The sequence below is a fragment of the Cypionkella sp. TWP1-2-1b2 genome, from assembly GCF_049896245.1.
GTDB lineage: Bacteria > Pseudomonadota > Alphaproteobacteria > Rhodobacterales > Rhodobacteraceae > Cypionkella.
This window is the reverse complement of the sequence record NZ_JAFCTX010000037.1, coordinates 1-16,394: the sequence shown is the minus strand read 5'-3', so window position 1 is coordinate 16,394 and position 16,394 is coordinate 1. Positions and strand designations below refer to the sequence as shown.

Here is a 16,394-nt window from a genome sequence, read left to right as displayed (position 1 = left end):
CTCTTAGTTTCCCACCGTAAGCGTCATCCAGGTCAGCAGGGCAGCAATCCCCAGCACCATCGCGAAGGCATATGTAAAGACGTAGCCCGATTGCCAGCGCCCCGCGAGTTTGGTGAAGAACGGTATGATCCCCAAGGCCACACCGTTCAGCGCGCCGTCAATCACCACACCGTCGCCCTTTTTCCACAGGAAATTACCCAGCCAGAACGCAGGTTTGACAAAGATGCGGTCATACAGCTCGTCAAAATACCATTTGTTCAGCAGGAACAGATAAAGCGGGCGCTGTTGTGTCGCGAGTTTCCCCGGCAGGTCCGGGCGGCGGATGTAGAACTGGAACGCCAGCAGGAAGCCCAAAACCATCGCGACGAAGGGCGAAACCTTGACCCATTTCGGGGCCTCGTGGGCCTCGTGCAGAACATGGTTGTCCGCGCCGAGATAGATAGCACCTTTCGGGGCCACGCCCGGTTCCAGCTGGACGGGAGCGGCAGGTTCAGCAGTTGCCGCCACAGTGGTTTCGGTCGCCGGAGCCACCTCTGTTACCGCAGCCGGAGCCGTCTCTGTCGTCGCAGATTCGGTGGTGGCAGCCGGAGCGGCCTCGGTTGCAACAGGTGCCGCCTCGGTTGCCGCAGTCGTTTCGGTTGCCACAGTTGCCTCTGCCGCCACAGCCTCGGTTGCCGGGGCCTCTGCCGCCTCACTCATCTCCTCATGCGCCGGTTCCATGTTGAACCACCCCCGCATCTTCGCCTCATCGCCGAAGAAGCTGTTGTACCAGACCATGCCTGCAAACATCGCCCCCAGTGCCAACACCCCCAGCGGGATCAGCATCGTCGCCGGGCTTTCATGCGCATGATCATAGGCATGGGTGTCGCCCTTCGGCTTGCCGTAGAACGTCATGAACATCAGCCGCCACGAGTAGAACGAGGTCATAAACGCCGCGATCACCAGCAAGGTGAAGGCATAGTTCGAGCCGACCCAAGCGCTTTCGATCACCGCATCTTTCGACAGGAACCCGGCAAAGCCATAATGTGTCAGCGGAATCCCCACGCCCGTAATCGCCAAAGTGCCGATCATCATCGCCCAGAACGTCAGCGGGATTTTCTTCCGCAGGCCGCCGTAATTGCGCATATCCTGCTCATGGTGCATCGCGGTGATCACCGAGCCTGCGCCAAGGAACAGCATCGCCTTAAAGAAGGCATGTGTGAACAGATGGAACATCGCCACTGGATACATGCCGACGCCCGCGGCCACGAACATGTAGCCCAACTGCGAACAGGTCGAATAAGCGATCACGCGCTTGATGTCGTTCTGTACCAGACCGACTGTCGCCGCAAAGAACGCCGTGGTGGCGCCAACGACGACAATCATCGTCTTGGCATCAGGTGCATATTCATAAAGCGGCGACATCCGGCAGACCAGGAACACCCCCGCCGTCACCATCGTCGCCGCATGGATCAGTGCAGAAACCGGAGTCGGGCCTTCCATCGCATCCGGCAACCAAGTGTGCAGGAACAGCTGCGCCGATTTACCCATAGCCCCGATGAACAGCAGCACGCCGATCAGGTTGGCGGCGTTCCAGTCAGCCCACAGGAAATGCAGATTGATCTGCGCCAGTTGCGGCGCTGCGGCGAAAACCTCATCAAACTTGACGCTGTCGGTCAGGTAATACAGCGCGAAAATCCCCAGCGCGAAGCCGAAGTCGCCGACACGGTTGACCACAAACGCCTTGATCGCGGCGGCATTGGCCGAAGGCTTGCGGTAATAGAACCCGATCAGCAGATAAGAGGCAACACCCACGCCCTCCCACCCGAAAAACATCTGCACCAGATTGTCAGAGGTGATCAGCGCCAGCATCGAAAAGGTGAAGAACGACAGATACGCGAAGAAGCGCGGACGATAGCTCTCGCCATGCGCCCAGTTCTCATCATGCGCCATGTAGCCTTGCGAATAGAGATGCACCAAGGCCGAAACCGAATTCACCACCACCAGCATGATCGCCGTCATCCGGTCCAGCCGGATGCACCACTCGGTGCTCAGCGTGCCTGACTCAATAAACCGCAGCACGGTGATGTGCTGGGTATCACCCTGAAAGGTCAGGAAAATATACCACGACAGGATGGCCGCCACGAACAAGACCAACGTGGTCAGCCACGTCGCCGCCTTCTCACCAATCAGCCGCCAGCCAAACCCGCACAGGATCGCGCCCACCAAAGGTGCAAACAGAATGATCTTCGCGCTGAGTTGCATATCCATGATCTCAGCCCTTCATCACGTTAACATCTTCGACATCAATGGTGCCGCGGTTGCGGAAGAACACCACCAGGATCGCCAGACCAATCGCAGCTTCCGCCGCCGCCACCGTCAGGATGAACATGGTGAACACCTGCCCCACCAGATCGCCCAGCTGCGACGAGAAGGCGACGAAGTTGATGTTGACCGCCAGCAGCATCAGCTCAATCGACATCAGAATGACGATGACATTCTTCCGGTTCAGAAAGATGCCAAAGATCCCGATGACGAACAAAGCCGCCGCCACCACAAGGTAATGTTCCAGTCCTACCATTTTCGTCCCTCCGGGTCGTTGCCCGCTTCAGTCAATCATTGTGCAAGTTCGGAAACCGTTACGGCTTCGCCTCGGGGTAGTAGAGTTTACAGCCACAACCTATATTGTAACTGTGCTTAGGTTTCACGTCACGGATCGAAAGCCACAGGCCGTTGCGCATCGGGGTAATGCTCGCCTCGTCAAGGCCCTTTGCCTTGGCCGCAGCCTGAAGATCAGCGAGCGCAAAACCCTTATCGCCCTCACTCAACCGTTTATCGATCACCGGTGAAAAGGCCGCAATCGCATCCTCGCTGTCCTCGCCCATGCTCCAAACCGCATAGCCCAGCGATAGCGTCTCTCCACTTTCGCAATCCGTAACAAGCTGCATTGAGTCTACAAAACAACCGTTGCCTGTTCCGTAGGTCTGCGACACGAAACCATTGCCCAGATCCTTGGCCGCAGACAGAAATTCAACAGAAATGTTATCTTGGACAGTGTGCGTGACCGAGCAGTCAGCCCCCCGAACCGATCCTGTCTCTGTGCTTTCAACAGGAGAGCAAGCCTCAGCATGCCCCCCTGTTGCCAAAACAAGGCCTATGATCGCAAGTGCTTTCACAACCCCTGCCCCGGTTTCGGGTCCATCAATTCCATCGCTTTCGCCGGGTCGCGCCACATCTGGTGCAGCACGTTCTGGCGTTTCACGTCTTTGCGGTGGCGCAGGGTCAACAGGATCGCGCCGATCATCGCGACCAGCAGCACCAAGGCCGAAAGCTGGAACAGGATCAGGTATTTGTCATAGATCAGCAGGCCCAAGGCGCGGGTGTTTTCCATCTGCGCAAGGTCCGGTGTGATCGCCGCGCGCAGGCCCATCGCGCCATCGGCTTGCACCCAAGCGCCAACGCCCAGCACCAGCTGCATGATGATGATCACGCCGACCAGCAGACCCAGCGGCATGTAGCGCGACATCTCGCCCTTCAACTCCTCAAAATCCACATCGAGCATCATCACCACGAACAGGAACAACACCGCAACCGCGCCGACATAGACGATGATCAGCAGCATGGCGACGAATTCCGCGCCCAGCAGCACGAACAGACCCGCCGAGGACAGGAAGGCCAGGATCAGCCACAGCACCGAATGTACCGGATTGCGCGACAGCGTCACCAACAAACCCGCCGCAATGGTGACGGTGGAAAACGCGTAAAAGGCCAGATCTGCAACGCTCATGGCGCTTTCTCCTCGGTTTCAGCAAAGACCGCTTGTGCTGCTTCCAGTGCTTTTTGCATGGCGGGCACGCCGCCGAACATCGACATTTGCCAGATCACTTCGGCGATCTCGCGTTTGGTAGCCCCGGCGGCCAAGGCGTTTTTCACCGTGGCCCGGATTTGCGGCTCGCCAATCGGCCCCTGCACCGTCAGCGCCGCAATCGTCACCAGAAACCGGGTGCGGGCATCAAGGCCTTCGGGGTTGAAGGTTTTGCCAAAGAACGCCTCCAGCATTTCCTTCGGCATCGCCGGGAACAGCTTCTCAAACGCCTTCACATCGACGCCCTCAAAACCCGGCGCGAAGGCCTTCGCCATCTGGCTGCCCTGCTCCATCATCTGCTTGAAGATCTGGTTGAACGCGTCGGTCATCTGTGCCCCTTTTCAGCGATACGGCGCGTCGAGTTCAAGATTGCGGGCAATCTCGGCTTCCCAACGTTCTCCATTCGCGAGCAGCTTGTCTTTGTTATAAAACAGCTCCTCGCGGGTCTCGGTCGAGAATTCGAAATTCGGGCCTTCGACAATCGCATCCACCGGGCAGGCTTCCTGACAGAACCCGCAATAGATGCATTTGGTCATGTCGATGTCATAGCGCGTGGTGCGGCGCGAGCCATCCGCGCGGGGTTCGGCATCAATGGTGATCGCCTGCGCGGGGCAAATCGCCTCGCACAGCTTGCAGGCAATGCAACGCTCCTCGCCATTGGGATAGCGGCGCAAGGCATGTTCACCGCGAAAGCGGGGGGAAAGTGGCCCCTTTTCATGCGGATAGTTCAGCGTAGATTTCGGCGCGAAGAAGTATTTGAAGCCAAGGCCAAAGCCTTTGAGGAAGTCAAACAGCAGGAAATACTTCGCTGCGCGGCGGTAATCGGTTGTGCGTGCCGGACCCATGATCAGCCTCCCATCGTCCAGCGCGCCCAAAAGCCGCCGAACACTTCATATTTTGCCAAGAACGACACGATGACGACCCAACCGAGCGACAACGGCAGGAACACTTTCCAGCCGATCCGCATCAACTGGTCATAGCGGTAGCGCGGCACGATGGCCTTCACCATGGCGAACATGAAGAAGAACACCCACATTTTGGCGACCATCCACCACCAGCCATCGGCGAGGCCGGGAATAGGCGACAGCCAACCGCCGAAAAACAACAGCGAGATCAGCGCGCACATCAGGAAGATCGCGATATATTCGCCAGCCATGAACAAAAGGTACGGGGTCGAGGAATATTCCACCATGAAGCCCGCGACCAGTTCGGATTCCGCTTCGGGAAGGTCGAACGGCGGGCGGTTGGTTTCGGCCAAAGCGCTGATGAAGAACAACACCACCATCGGCAAATGCGGCAGCCAGTACCAGTTGAACAGGCCAAGGTTGCCGGATTGCGCGTGAACGATGGCGCTAAAGCTCATCGAACCGGTCGAGATGATGATGCCGATGATGATCAGACCCAGCGAGACTTCATAGGAAATCATCTGCGCCGCCGAGCGCAAAGACCCAAGGAACGGATATTTCGAGTTCGACGCCCAACCGCCCATGATCACGCCGTAAACCTCCAGCGAGGATGCCGCGAACACGAACAGGATGGCGACGTTGATATCCGCCAGCACCCAGCCGCTGTCAAACGGGATCACCGCCCATGCAAGGATCGCCAGCACGAAGCTGAGAATGGGCGCCAAAAAGAACACCGCGCGGTCGGCACCCGCAGGCACCACGATTTCCTTGACCACATATTTCAGCGCATCGGCTACCGATTGCAGCAGGCCAAACGGCCCCACCACGTTCGGTCCGCGGCGCATCTGCACCGCCGCCCAGATTTTGCGGTCGCCGTAGACAAGGAACAGCAAGCTGATCATCACAAAAGCAACGATGGCAAGGCTTTGCAGCGCCACCAGCAGCGCAATCCCCAGCCCGGTTTGCAGAAAGTCAGCCATGATCCCTCACGTTCCTTTAGCCTTTTGGCCCTTATTTCGGCCCTAAACCGTCGGTATTCCCTGCGCACCACAATCGCGCACGGTCACTTCGGCATCTATCGTTTTCACACCGCGCGGCAGCGACGCCGAGATGGTGTAAACTGCATCGCCCCGCCAAACGCCAGCCTTTATCGCCACATTGGTGCGCACATGCCGCGCGAATCCAAAACCCCGGATCAACGCATATTGCGCCGCAGCACAGGCCGCATAAGCCGCCACATCCTTGTCATCCCGCGCCCCCGTCATCGCCACCCGGAAATTCACCAGATCACCGTCCAAGAGGATCGTCTCAATCCCCCTGTAGGCGGGGTTGAACGCCGCACCCGCCTGTGGTTTCTCGCCCGCGCAAGCGAACAGACCGCCAAAGGCAGCCAATCCGATCACAAAGGGGGCGAGAAGCCGCATGCCTTACTCCGCCGCCATCGGGGTTTTGGCGCGATCCGCTTCCATGGCCGCGAGTTCGCCCATAACCTTGGAGGCCCGTGCAATCGGGTTGGTCAGATAGAAGCCCTTGAACGCATTGCGGAACGTCGCCTTGCCCATATCGCGCAACATCACCGGCTGCCAATCATTGCTTGGCACATGATCGACCATGCCCAGATGCGGATGCGCAGCAATCAACGCCCGACGCAAAGCCGCCAGACTATCCCACGGCAGGGTCTTGCCCACTTCCGCCGAGAACGCCCGCAAGATCGCCCAGCCCTCTTTCGCCTCACCCGGAGCAAACCCCGCGCGTTGCGCCAGTTGCGGACGGCCTTCGGTGTTGACGAACAGACCACTTTCTTCTGTGTAAGCCGCCGCCGGGAAGATGATATCGGCGCGGTTGGCACCGCGATCGCCGTGGCTGCCCTGATAGATCACGAACGGCCCCGCCGCGATTTCAACTTCATCCGCTCCAAGGTTATAAATCACTTCAGCACCCTCGACTGCCGCCGCTAAACCGCCCTCGGTCACAGCGCCGACATCCATCGCCCCCACGCGGCCGGCCGCCGTGTGCAAAACAAGCAACTTACCGCCTGCGCCCTGCGCATAAGCCATCGCATGCGCCAGAACCGCCTCACCATCGGCCTCGTTCAAGGCACCCTGCCCGACGATCACAATGGTATTCGGCTTCTCGGTCACTTTGCCGATCAGATCAGCCAAAGCGGCGCGGTCGGTTCCCATATGCTTGTAATCATAGGTCAAATCGACCGCCTCACCGATCAGGCCCACATTCGCGCCCGCAGCCCAAGCCTTACGGATACGCGCGTTCAGCACCGGGCTTTCAACCCGCGGATTGGTGCCAATCAGCAGGATCGTCTTGGCGCTGTCGATATCCTCAATCGCCGCCGTCCCGACATAGCCCGAGCGGTTGCCCATCGGCAAACGCGCGCCATCGGTGCGGCTTTCGACCTTACCACCCAGCGACTCGATCAAAGCCTTCAACGAATACGCCGCTTCCACAGAAGCCAGATCGCCGACCAGACCAGCCACGCGTTTGCCCTTCACCGCAGCCGCAGCCAAAGCCAAAGCCTCGCCCCAACCCGCTTTGCGCAGACGGCCGTTTTCCCGCACATACGGCGTGTCCAACCGCTGCCGACGCAAGCCGTCCCAGATGAAACGCGTCTTGTCGGAAATCCATTCCTCGTTCACGCCATCATGGTTGCGCGGCAAAATCCGCATCACTTCGCGGCCCTTGGTGTCGATGCGGATATTCGACCCCAAAGCGTCCATCACGTCAATGCTTTCGGTCTTGGTCAATTCCCACGGACGCGCGGTGAACGCGTAAGGCTTTGAAGTCAAAGCTCCCACCGGGCAAAGGTCAATGATATTGCCTTGCAGGTTAGAATCCAACGTCGCGTTCAGATACGAGGTAATCTCGGCATCCTCGCCGCGCCCGGTCTGCCCCATCTGCAAGATGCCCGCGACTTCCGAAGTAAACCGCACGCAACGGGTGCAAGAGATACACCGCGTCATCTTGGTTTCCACCAGCGGCCCAAGGTTCAGATCCTCCGAAGCACGCTTCGGCTCGCGGTAGCGGCTGAAATCGACGCCAAACGCCATCGCCTGATCCTGCAAATCGCACTCGCCACCCTGATCGCAAATCGGGCAATCGAGCGGATGGTTGATCAGCAGAAATTCCATCACGCCCTCGCGGGCCTTCTTCACCATCGGCGAAGTCGTCTTGACCAGCGGAGCCTCGCCATTCGGGCCGGGGCGCAGATCGCGCACCTGCATCGCGCAAGACGCCGCAGGTTTCGGCGGGCCACCGACGACTTCCACCAGACACATCCGGCAGTTGCCCGCAATCGTGAGGCGCTCGTGATAGCAGAACCGCGGAATAGCCACCCCTGCGACTTCCGCCGCCTGAATGATCGTCATCGCGCCATCGACTTCAACTTCGATCCCGTCGATGCTGATTTTCTTGAGGTTCGACATCCGCTTACTCCGCCGCCAATGGGGCACAGGACCGGATTTGCATCCCCTGCGCTGCTTTCAAATAAGACCAGCCAAACGCCCGGTCCGTATCGCCGTTTGCCTGCAATTCTGCAAGCCGTGCAAGCGCTTCATCCAGCGAGGGTTTATGCCCAATAGGCACGCGCCACATCACGAAATGCATCTTGCCCAAAACTTCAAACCACTCGGCCCGGCGCTCGTAAAACACCCGGTGTACGGTGCCAAACACGAAATTCTCCAGCGTCGCCGCAGTTTCCCAAACCGTCAGGTTTGAGACAAACTGCGCATCGCCGCCGATCTTCGCTTCGGTATTCCCCGTCCCCGGCTCCCCCGAACCTTCCATCATCCAGACAAACCCCGGCATCCGCTTGCCAAGCCCGTTCACCCGGTCCAACGCGGCCATGAACTCCGCCACGCGCGGATCATCGGTGGGCGTCAGAAAGCGCCCCACGTTCAATTCGGCCAGATGGTATCCGGGGCTGTTGGTCATTTGTACGACCTCAACAGCGACCCTGCCAAAGTGCCCTTGGCGATCTCATCCCGCCCCACCTTGCAGTAGCTTTCGACGTCGCCTTCCACCGCACCAGCCTGCTTCAGATACTCCGCCGCCAAGCCTTTGATGCGGGCCTTTTCGGTCTTGTTCTTGCGGAAAACTTCCACCTCATCCTCGGTGTAGCCTTTGGCGCGCAGATAGGATTTCAGCTCGTTCCACTTCGCCAGCACCGTAAACATTTTGGCACTGATCGAGGGACAGGTATTGCGGATGGTGTCGCCAACCCGAACCGCCACCAAAGATTCCGTCACGCGGGCATCCTTGTTCAACGCCTCGAGCGCCAGCGCGGGGCATGCCGCCAACACGGCCACCAGCGTCAGAGCTTTGAAAAACTTGGTCATTTGGGCCTCCTTGGCATTTCAGCCCGGACCATATCCCGCGAACCCGCTGATATCCCATGACAAAACCGTGTCTTGTGCAGGTTATCGCCTGTCAGCACGGCGTTTGTCATGCGCAGCCCCCTTTGAACACCCAAGCGCCGCCCGTGTAATGCCCGTAAGCCGCGCGGTTCACCGATGCCCCGCCTGAGGCGCAAAATGCCTCCGCCGCACGTTTCGCCTCAGCACCTTCAAAATTGCCAAACCCGGTGCCATCCCGCGTCACCGCCAAAACCGCACCGCTTTCACTGGGCTGCAAATCGGCAATGTAGGACCGCCCCGCCAATTCCACCGAAACCGGGCCGCTTTCCGCCAAAGCCATCGGACGCGCGCCACTGACGCATCCCGCCAGCCCCGCCATGCTGATCATCGCAAAAGCCCGCATCACTGGCAGCCCCCCTTGAAAATCAGCTGCCCTTTGACCAGCTTGGGTTTGGTGTTGCCCACAACGTAACCCTCGCCCGCACAAGTATCTTTCACAAGTTGCACAGCAATCTTACGCTCATATGACATCGAGCCGCCGTCGATCCGCCAAACCCGTGCATCGAACGGCCCTGCGATATCCTCGGCTGTGATCTCAACCAGATATTTGATACCCTTATGCTCGGCCGGAATTTGCAAACCAGCATAGGCCCCAGCGCCCGCCTGAAGCGGAGCCAGTGCCATCCCGAGTGCCATTACCAAGCCAAACCGCATCATCTACTCCGCCGCCATCGCGCCCATACGGCCAGTTTTCTTCGCCTTGATCCGGTCCTCGATTTCCTCGCGGAAATGCCGCACCAGCCCCTGAATCGGCCAAGCCGCCGCATCGCCCAAGGCGCAAATGGTGTGGCCTTCGACCTGCTTGGTCACGCTCAACAGCATGTCGATTTCCTCAACTTCAGCCTCGCCGCGCACCAGACGGTCCATCACCCGCATCATCCAGCCAGTGCCCTCGCGGCAAGGCGTGCATTGGCCGCAGCTCTCGTGCTTGTAGAACTTCGACAGCCGCCAGATCGCTTTGATCACATCCGTCGATTGATCCATCACAATCACCGCTGCCGTGCCCAGACCCGACCTTTGCTCACGCAGCCAATCGAAATCCATGATCGCATCTTCGCATTGTGCCGCGTTCAGCATCGGCACCGAAGAGCCACCGGGGATCACCGCCTTGATATTCTTCCAGCCACCGCGCACGCCACCGCAATGCACATCCAACAACTCGCGCAGAGTGATCGACATGACTTCTTCAACCACGCAAGGGTTGTTCACATGGCCAGAAATCCCGAACAGCTTGGTGCCTGCATTGTTTGGCCGCCCAAAGCCCGCAAACCAAGCCGCCCCACGCCGCAGAATCGTCGGCACCACCGCAATCGACTCGACGTTGTTCACCGTGGTCGGGCAGCCATACAGCCCCGAGCCTGCCGGGAACGGCGGCTTCATCCGCGGCATGCCCTTCTTGCCCTCAAGGCTTTCCAGCAAGGCGGTTTCTTCACCGCAAATATAGGCCCCCGCGCCGTGATGCAGGTAGCAGTCAAAATCCCAGCCGGATTTCGCGGCATTCTTGCCCAGCAGACCCGCATCATAACATTCGTCCAAAGCCGCCTGCAAAGCCTCACACTCGCGGATATATTCGCCACGAATGTAGATGTAGCAGGCATTGGCCCCCATCGCGAAAGCCGCAATCAGACAGCCTTCGATCAGCGTATGCGGATCATGCCGCATGATTTCGCGGTCTTTGCAGGTGCCCGGCTCGGACTCATCGGCGTTCACCACCAGATAAGACGGCCGCCCATCCGATTGCTTCGGCATGAACGACCATTTCAACCCGGTCGGAAACCCTGCGCCACCGCGCCCGCGCAGGCCCGAGGCTTTCATCTGCTCGACAATGGTATCCTTGCCGCGCGCAATAATCTCTGCCGTGCCATCCCAATGGCCACGCGCCCGTGCGCCCGCCAAAGAACGGTCGTGCATCCCGTAAAGGTTGGTAAAGATGCGGTCCTTATCGTCGAGCATAGCTGCTTCCTTACGTGCGGCGCTTGCGCCAAATTTGATACGTCACGATCATCGCCCAAAGGAACCCGGCCAAAGCCGCGAGATCGAGCAGAAACGTGTATTTCAGCGGCAAGCCCAGCTCCGCGCCAATCTGTTGACCCGCCATCCACAAGATCATCGTGCCCGCAATCACCAAAGCCACAACTCTGGTCTGCCGCGCTGATTTATCTTGTGGAGCCTGCGCCATCTTAATGGTGCCCATGCCCGTGGTCATCACCGTCATGGCCATGCGCCTCAGTCAATTCCACCCCGCCATTGCCCAAAAGAACGGCGTAAACCCCGAACACCACAAGGCCCACGATCACCGCAGCCAAACCGTCCATCCCGCCCAGCCAGCGCGCCAGCCCAACCGCGATCAAAGCGGCCAGAACAGCAACAAGCCAGCCGCCAGCCCAAGGCCCATCAACTGTATCGTGATCATGTGCGTGGTCCATCGTTGCCCTCAATAATCGTTCGATTTGGCACGGATCAGGAAGGCTTCCAGACCGATCTCACCGATCAGCTTGGCCTGCGCCACCCATTTGTCTCGGCTGACACGGCCCTTGAAGCCCTTGAGATTGCCATCCATCCAAGCAATTTCAGCAGGCCCAAAACCTGCGATCTGGTCAAAGTGGAAAATCCCCAGACCATGACACAGCTTTTCGATCACTGGGCCGATGCCTTCGATCTTTTGCAGATTGTCGCCCAAACCATTGCGCGCCGCACTCAACGCGACTGGCTGGCTTTGCGCACCCTCTGGCGCTTTGGCTTCTGGCGTCGCAAGCGGTGTCGCCTCCGCCGCATTACCATCGGCCTCAGGCTTGCCTTTCGACATCGCAGGCGCTTCGTGCACCGTAGCGCCGGTTTTGTCCGCAACCGAGGCCGCCCCCGGCTTCGGCTCTACCGCAACACCGACCGCAGCCGTCACCGCCTCTGGCATCGCCGCCAATTTCGGATCAGATGGTACGATCTTGGGGATCCAAGGCGTCAGCAGTGGCACTTCCGTGCCATCAATCCGCTTCACCGTATCGCCAATATCCACCGCCGCCTGCACACTTGCATTATAAGGCTTGCGCCCCGCCTCGTGCGCCTTAAGCGAGGTCAGACCCGACAAAGGCTCCGCCGCATACCGCCCGTTCTGCGGCCCCGGCACCGGAACTTCCCCTTTCGAGAACCGCCCGATCAGCGCCCGCAGCTTATCCGCCGTCAGATCCTCGTAATAATCCTTGCCGATCTGCGCCATCGGCGCATTGGTGCAAGCGCCCAGACATTCAACTTCTTCCCAGCTGAATTTGCCATCCGCCGACAAAGCATGTGCCTTGTCCGCGACCAGTTCCTTACAGACCGCAATCAACTCCTCCGCCCCGCAAATCATGCAGGACGTGGTGCCGCAAATCTGGATATGTGCAACAGACCCAACAGGTTGCAGCTGGAACATAAAGTAAAACGTCGCCACTTCCAGCGCGCGAATATACGCCATCCCCAGCTTATCGGCCACATGCTCAATCGCCGGACGGGTCAACCACCCCTCCTGCTCCTGCGCGCGCCACAACAGCGGAATGATCGCCGAGGCCTGACGCCCCTCCGGGTATTTCGCGATCTGCCCCTCAGCCCAAGCCAGATTGGCCGAGGTAAAAGCAAACGACGCGGGTTGTTCTTTGTGCAAACGGCGAAGCATTAGCGGTCGACCTCCCCGAACACGATATCCATCGTGCCGATGATTGCAGAAACGTCGGCCAGCTGGTGGCCCTTGCAGATGTAATCCATGGCTTGCAGGTGCAAAAAGCCCGGAGCGCGGATTTTGGCGCGGTACGGCTTATTGGAGCCATCCGCCTTCAGATACACGCCAAACTCACCTTTGGGGGCCTCAACCGACGCGTAAACTTCACCCGCAGGCACATGGAAGCCCTCAGTGTACAGTTTGAAATGGTGGATCAAAGCCTCCATCGAGGTCTTCATCTCACCGCGTTTCGGCGGCGACAGCTTGCCGCGCGTCAAAACCTCACCCGGCTCGGCCCGAAGCTTCACAATGCACTGCCGCATGATGTGCAAAGATTGCGTCATTTCCTCCATCCGGCACAGATAGCGATCATAGCAATCGCCGTTCTTGCCGACCGGGATTTTGAACTCGAATTCGTCATAGCATTCATAGGGTTGCGAGCGTCGCAAATCCCACGCCAGACCCGAGCCGCGCACCATCACGCCCGAGAAGCCATATTTCAGGATGTCATCTTCCGTCACCACGCCAATATCGGCGTTGCGCTGTTTGAAGATGCGGTTTTCAGTGAGCAACCCGTGCAAATCTTCCAGCACCTGCGGGAAAGTCTCGGTCCAAGCCTCGATATCATTGATCAGATCGGGCGGCAGATCCTGATGCACACCGCCGGGGCGGAAATAGGCCGAGTGCAGACGCGCGCCCGACGCCCGCTCGTAAAACACCATCAGCTTTTCGCGTTCTTCAAAGCCCCAAAGCGGCGGCGTCAGCGCCCCCACGTCCATCGCTTGCGTCGTGGTGTTCAGCAAATGGTTCAAAATCCGGCCAATTTCCGAATACAAAACCCGGATCAACGAAGCCCGACGCGGCACCGCCGTCCCGGTCAATCGCTCAATCGCCAAACACCAGGCATGTTCCTGATTCATCGGCGCGACATAATCCAGCCGATCAAAATACGGCAGATTTTGCAGATAGGTCCGGCTCTCCATCAGCTTTTCAGTGCCACGGTGCAGCAAACCAATATGCGGATCGCAGCGCTCGACAATTTCGCCGTCCAGCTCAAGCACCAAACGCAAAACCCCATGCGCTGCAGGGTGTTGCGGGCCGAAGTTGATGTTGAAATTCCGGATGCGCTGCTCGCCCGGCATCGCCCCAGTCGTGCCATCATCATAGGTGTTCACGCGGATATCGCCGTCCATGATCAGCCCCTTATGCTTTCTTCTCATCACCCGGCAGGATGTATTTTGCACCCTCCCACGGCGACATGAAATCAAATTGACGGTATTCCTGCACCAGATTGACTGGCTCATACACCACGCGCTTTTGCGCCTCGTCGTAGCGGACTTCGGTATAACCCGTGGTCGGGAAATCCTTGCGCAAAGGATGGCCGCGAAAGCCGTAATCCGTCAGAATCCGCCGCAAATCCGGGTGGCCCGAGAACAAAATCCCGAACATGTCGAACACTTCGCGCTCAAACCAATTCGCCGACGGATGCACAAGATGAATCGACGGCACCATATCGTCTTCGCCAACCGCCACCTTCAGCCGGATGCGGGCGTTGGTGTACATCGACAGGAAGTGATAAATCACATCAAACCGCTCCACCCTTTCCGGGTGATCGACGGCGGTGATATCGACCAGCGACGAGAACTTACAAACCGGATCGACCGTCAGAAAACCGATGAACGACACCAGTGCGGGCAGCACCACCGTCACATTCAACTCGCCAAACGCGAGGTCCGTGGCCAGCACCGCATCCGGGCGCTTTTCCGTCAGATAGGCGGCGAGTTCAACCAAATCAGCCATATCGCCCCCTTAACGCACAAGCGTGCCAGTGCGGCGGATTTTCCGCTGCAACTGCAAAATACCATAGAGCAGCGCTTCCGCTGTCGGCGGGCAGCCCGGCACATATATATCGACCGGCACTATCCGATCGCAGCCACGCACCACCGAATAGGAATAGTGGTAATAACCGCCACCATTGGCACAGGATCCCATCGAGATTACATAGCGCGGCTCTGGCATCTGGTCATATACCTTGCGCAGTGCCGGGGCCATCTTGTTGGTCAGCGTACCTGCGACGATCATCAAATCCGACTGGCGCGGCGATGCGCGCGGTGCGGTGCCAAAGCGTTCAAGGTCATAACGCGGCATCGAGGTGTGCATCATCTCAACCGCACAACAGGCCAACCCAAAGGTCATCCAGTGCAAGCTGCCGTTGCGCGCCCAGTTGATGATATCTTCCGTCGTGGTCAGCAGAAAACCCTTATCCTGCAACTCGCGGTTCAGTGCTTGGGTTGCAACCTCTCGGTCCGGCCCCGCCGTGTTAGCCCCAGCCATCACGCCCATTCCAGTGCCCCTTTTTTCCACTCATAGGCAAAGCCCACGGTCAGCACGCCTAAGAACACCATCATAGACCAGAACCCGACCATCGAAATCTGACCAAACGCCACAGCCCACGGGAACAGGAACGCCACTTCCAGATCGAAGATGATGAACAGGATCGACACCAGATAGAACCGCACGTCAAACTTCATCCGTGCATCGTCAAACGCATTGAAGCCGCACTCATAGGCCGAGACCTTTTCCGGGTCCGGGTTGCGCACCGCAATCAAAGCGGCGGCGAGGATCAGCACAAGCCCAAGGCCCACGGCAATCGCAAGAAGAATAAGGATGGGCAGATACTCACGAAGAAGATGATCCACGCGAAGCGCTCCTTCTGCTGGTAACAACGTGTGAAGCGATTGTGCAACCGCAGCACTCTGGGTTCCCGTTTACTCCGCTGCCTTGGCAGGGTCAACCAAAGCCAATAGGAAAAGATGCCGCTAACAGCCGCTAAGTCCTTGGTTTTTGCGGGATAATTGATGAGTGTTTTGCTAAGGAATTACCCATTCGCCCCACGCCTTGCATAAGTCTGATGCAGCGCACATTTAACCTGCGCAAATAGATGAAAGCCACCACCATGCGCCTGCTGCCAATCCTCGCCCTAAGCCTGCTGCCCCTCACCGCATCCGCCGAAGAAATCGGCCGAGTCGGCGTCGATTGGGTTGGCAATGACATCATCATCGAGGCGATCCCCGACCCAAAGGTGCAAGGCGTCACCTGCCACATCAGCTATTTTGAACGCTCGATGTGGGACCGGCTTTCCAAAGGCAACTGGTTTGAAGACCCGTCGAACGCCTCAATCGCCTGCCGTCAAACCGGGCCGATCACCGTCGGCGACATTGACACCTCTGAATCGGGCGAGACCGTGTTCAGTGAAAGCCGCTCTTTGGTGTTCAAATCGCTGAACGTCACCCGCATCTTCGATCAGAAAAATCAGGTGCTGGTCTATCTCACCCACGCCACCGAACTCAGCGATGGCTCGGCGAAAATGTCGATCTCGACGGTGCCGCTGTACAACCCAGCCAAACCCTAGAGCAAGTCGCCGTTCATATGATTCAGGCTTCCCATCTTGGACGGTTTCTGATTCCCTGATCTTTCCAGATATAGGGGATCGAGATGGGCAAATCACATCCTATGGAGCTTCGCAG

General features: G+C 58.5%; 22 protein-coding genes. 1 reads left to right on the top strand and 21 read right to left on the bottom strand.

The window, feature by feature from the left end:
* Positions 1 to 3: 3 nt before the first annotated feature.
* The 21 genes from nuoL to ACP7AP_RS19270 form a co-directional block, all read right to left on the bottom strand.
* Entirely contained in the window at positions 4 to 2,250 is a 2,247-nt protein-coding gene (gene nuoL / locus ACP7AP_RS19370) for an NADH-quinone oxidoreductase subunit L (protein ID WP_426036791.1), read from the bottom strand.
* Between the two features lie 4 nt (positions 2,251 to 2,254).
* On the bottom strand, positions 2,255 to 2,560 hold the full coding sequence (gene nuoK / locus ACP7AP_RS19365) for an NADH-quinone oxidoreductase subunit NuoK (RefSeq protein WP_299474701.1): 306 nt from the start codon (positions 2,558 to 2,560) through the stop codon (positions 2,255 to 2,257).
* 58 nt (positions 2,561 to 2,618) lie between these two features.
* Positions 2,619 to 3,155: a hypothetical protein gene (locus tag ACP7AP_RS19360; RefSeq protein WP_426036789.1), complete on the bottom strand. Its 537-nt coding sequence runs from the start codon at positions 3,153 to 3,155 to the stop codon at positions 2,619 to 2,621.
* Entirely contained in the window at positions 3,152 to 3,766 is a 615-nt protein-coding gene (locus ACP7AP_RS19355) for an NADH-quinone oxidoreductase subunit J (protein ID WP_426036787.1), read from the bottom strand. The genes ACP7AP_RS19360 and ACP7AP_RS19355 overlap by 4 nt, the downstream gene beginning before the upstream one ends.
* A complete protein-coding gene (locus ACP7AP_RS19350; RefSeq protein WP_426036785.1) occupies positions 3,763 to 4,173 on the bottom strand; it encodes a carboxymuconolactone decarboxylase family protein in 411 nt (136 codons plus the stop codon). The genes ACP7AP_RS19355 and ACP7AP_RS19350 overlap by 4 nt, the downstream gene beginning before the upstream one ends.
* Positions 4,174 to 4,185: 12 nt before the next feature.
* Positions 4,186 to 4,689 carry an NADH-quinone oxidoreductase subunit NuoI gene (nuoI, locus tag ACP7AP_RS19345; RefSeq protein ID WP_426036784.1) on the bottom strand — a complete coding sequence of 168 codons (504 nt, stop codon included), beginning with the start codon at positions 4,687 to 4,689 and terminating at the stop codon, positions 4,186 to 4,188.
* A gap of 2 nt (positions 4,690 to 4,691) precedes the next feature.
* Entirely contained in the window at positions 4,692 to 5,729 is a 1,038-nt protein-coding gene (gene nuoH, locus ACP7AP_RS19340; protein WP_426036782.1) for an NADH-quinone oxidoreductase subunit NuoH, read from the bottom strand.
* A gap of 42 nt (positions 5,730 to 5,771) precedes the next feature.
* Positions 5,772 to 6,173, bottom strand: a complete 402-nt coding sequence (locus tag ACP7AP_RS19335) for a hypothetical protein (RefSeq protein ID WP_426036780.1) — start codon at positions 6,171 to 6,173, stop codon at positions 5,772 to 5,774.
* A 3-nt stretch (positions 6,174 to 6,176) separates the two neighbouring features.
* Entirely contained in the window at positions 6,177 to 8,186 is a 2,010-nt protein-coding gene (nuoG, locus tag ACP7AP_RS19330; protein ID WP_426036778.1) for an NADH-quinone oxidoreductase subunit NuoG, read from the bottom strand.
* A gap of 4 nt (positions 8,187 to 8,190) precedes the next feature.
* Entirely contained in the window at positions 8,191 to 8,694 is a 504-nt protein-coding gene (locus ACP7AP_RS19325) for a DUF3291 domain-containing protein (protein WP_426036776.1), read from the bottom strand.
* The gene (locus tag ACP7AP_RS19320) at positions 8,691 to 9,098 is read right to left on the bottom strand and encodes a DUF5333 domain-containing protein (RefSeq protein WP_426036774.1); all 408 of its coding nucleotides are present in this window, start codon (positions 9,096 to 9,098) and stop codon (positions 8,691 to 8,693) included. Before ACP7AP_RS19320 ends, ACP7AP_RS19325 begins: the two co-directional genes overlap by 4 nt.
* A gap of 106 nt (positions 9,099 to 9,204) precedes the next feature.
* Positions 9,205 to 9,522 (bottom strand): hypothetical protein, encoded by a 318-nt coding sequence (locus ACP7AP_RS19315; protein WP_426036773.1) that lies wholly within the window; start codon positions 9,520 to 9,522, stop codon positions 9,205 to 9,207.
* A complete protein-coding gene (locus ACP7AP_RS19310) occupies positions 9,519 to 9,830 on the bottom strand; it encodes a hypothetical protein (RefSeq protein WP_426036771.1) in 312 nt (103 codons plus the stop codon). Before ACP7AP_RS19310 ends, ACP7AP_RS19315 begins: the two co-directional genes overlap by 4 nt.
* A 3-nt stretch (positions 9,831 to 9,833) precedes the next feature.
* Complete coding sequence (nuoF, locus tag ACP7AP_RS19305; protein WP_426036769.1) at positions 9,834 to 11,129, bottom strand: NADH-quinone oxidoreductase subunit NuoF; 1,296 nt, start codon at positions 11,127 to 11,129, stop codon at positions 9,834 to 9,836.
* Positions 11,130 to 11,139: 10 nt separating this feature from the next.
* Positions 11,140 to 11,391 (bottom strand): DUF5337 domain-containing protein, encoded by a 252-nt coding sequence (locus ACP7AP_RS19300; protein ID WP_426036767.1) that lies wholly within the window; start codon positions 11,389 to 11,391, stop codon positions 11,140 to 11,142.
* On the bottom strand, positions 11,357 to 11,602 hold the full coding sequence (locus tag ACP7AP_RS19295; RefSeq protein WP_426036765.1) for a hypothetical protein: 246 nt from the start codon (positions 11,600 to 11,602) through the stop codon (positions 11,357 to 11,359). The genes ACP7AP_RS19300 and ACP7AP_RS19295 overlap by 35 nt, the downstream gene beginning before the upstream one ends.
* Positions 11,603 to 11,610: 8 nt before the next feature.
* Positions 11,611 to 12,825, bottom strand: coding sequence for an NADH-quinone oxidoreductase subunit E (locus ACP7AP_RS19290; protein ID WP_426036763.1), 1,215 nt, complete (start codon positions 12,823 to 12,825; stop codon positions 11,611 to 11,613).
* Complete coding sequence (locus ACP7AP_RS19285) at positions 12,825 to 14,009, bottom strand: NADH-quinone oxidoreductase subunit D (protein WP_426036843.1); 1,185 nt, start codon at positions 14,007 to 14,009, stop codon at positions 12,825 to 12,827. Before ACP7AP_RS19285 ends, ACP7AP_RS19290 begins: the two co-directional genes overlap by 1 nt.
* A gap of 61 nt (positions 14,010 to 14,070) precedes the next feature.
* Entirely contained in the window at positions 14,071 to 14,667 is a 597-nt protein-coding gene (locus ACP7AP_RS19280; RefSeq protein ID WP_426036761.1) for an NADH-quinone oxidoreductase subunit C, read from the bottom strand.
* A 9-nt stretch (positions 14,668 to 14,676) separates the two neighbouring features.
* Complete coding sequence (locus tag ACP7AP_RS19275; RefSeq protein ID WP_304923638.1) at positions 14,677 to 15,210, bottom strand: NuoB/complex I 20 kDa subunit family protein; 534 nt, start codon at positions 15,208 to 15,210, stop codon at positions 14,677 to 14,679.
* Positions 15,201 to 15,566 (bottom strand): NADH-quinone oxidoreductase subunit A, encoded by a 366-nt coding sequence (locus ACP7AP_RS19270; RefSeq protein ID WP_054004862.1) that lies wholly within the window; start codon positions 15,564 to 15,566, stop codon positions 15,201 to 15,203. Before ACP7AP_RS19270 ends, ACP7AP_RS19275 begins: the two co-directional genes overlap by 10 nt.
* Before the next feature lie 242 nt (positions 15,567 to 15,808).
* On the opposite strand from ACP7AP_RS19270, the gene ACP7AP_RS19265 reads away from it, so the two are divergent.
* The gene (locus ACP7AP_RS19265; protein WP_426036758.1) at positions 15,809 to 16,279 is read left to right on the top strand and encodes a CreA family protein; all 471 of its coding nucleotides are present in this window, start codon (positions 15,809 to 15,811) and stop codon (positions 16,277 to 16,279) included.
* Positions 16,280 to 16,394: the final 115 nt, after the last annotated feature.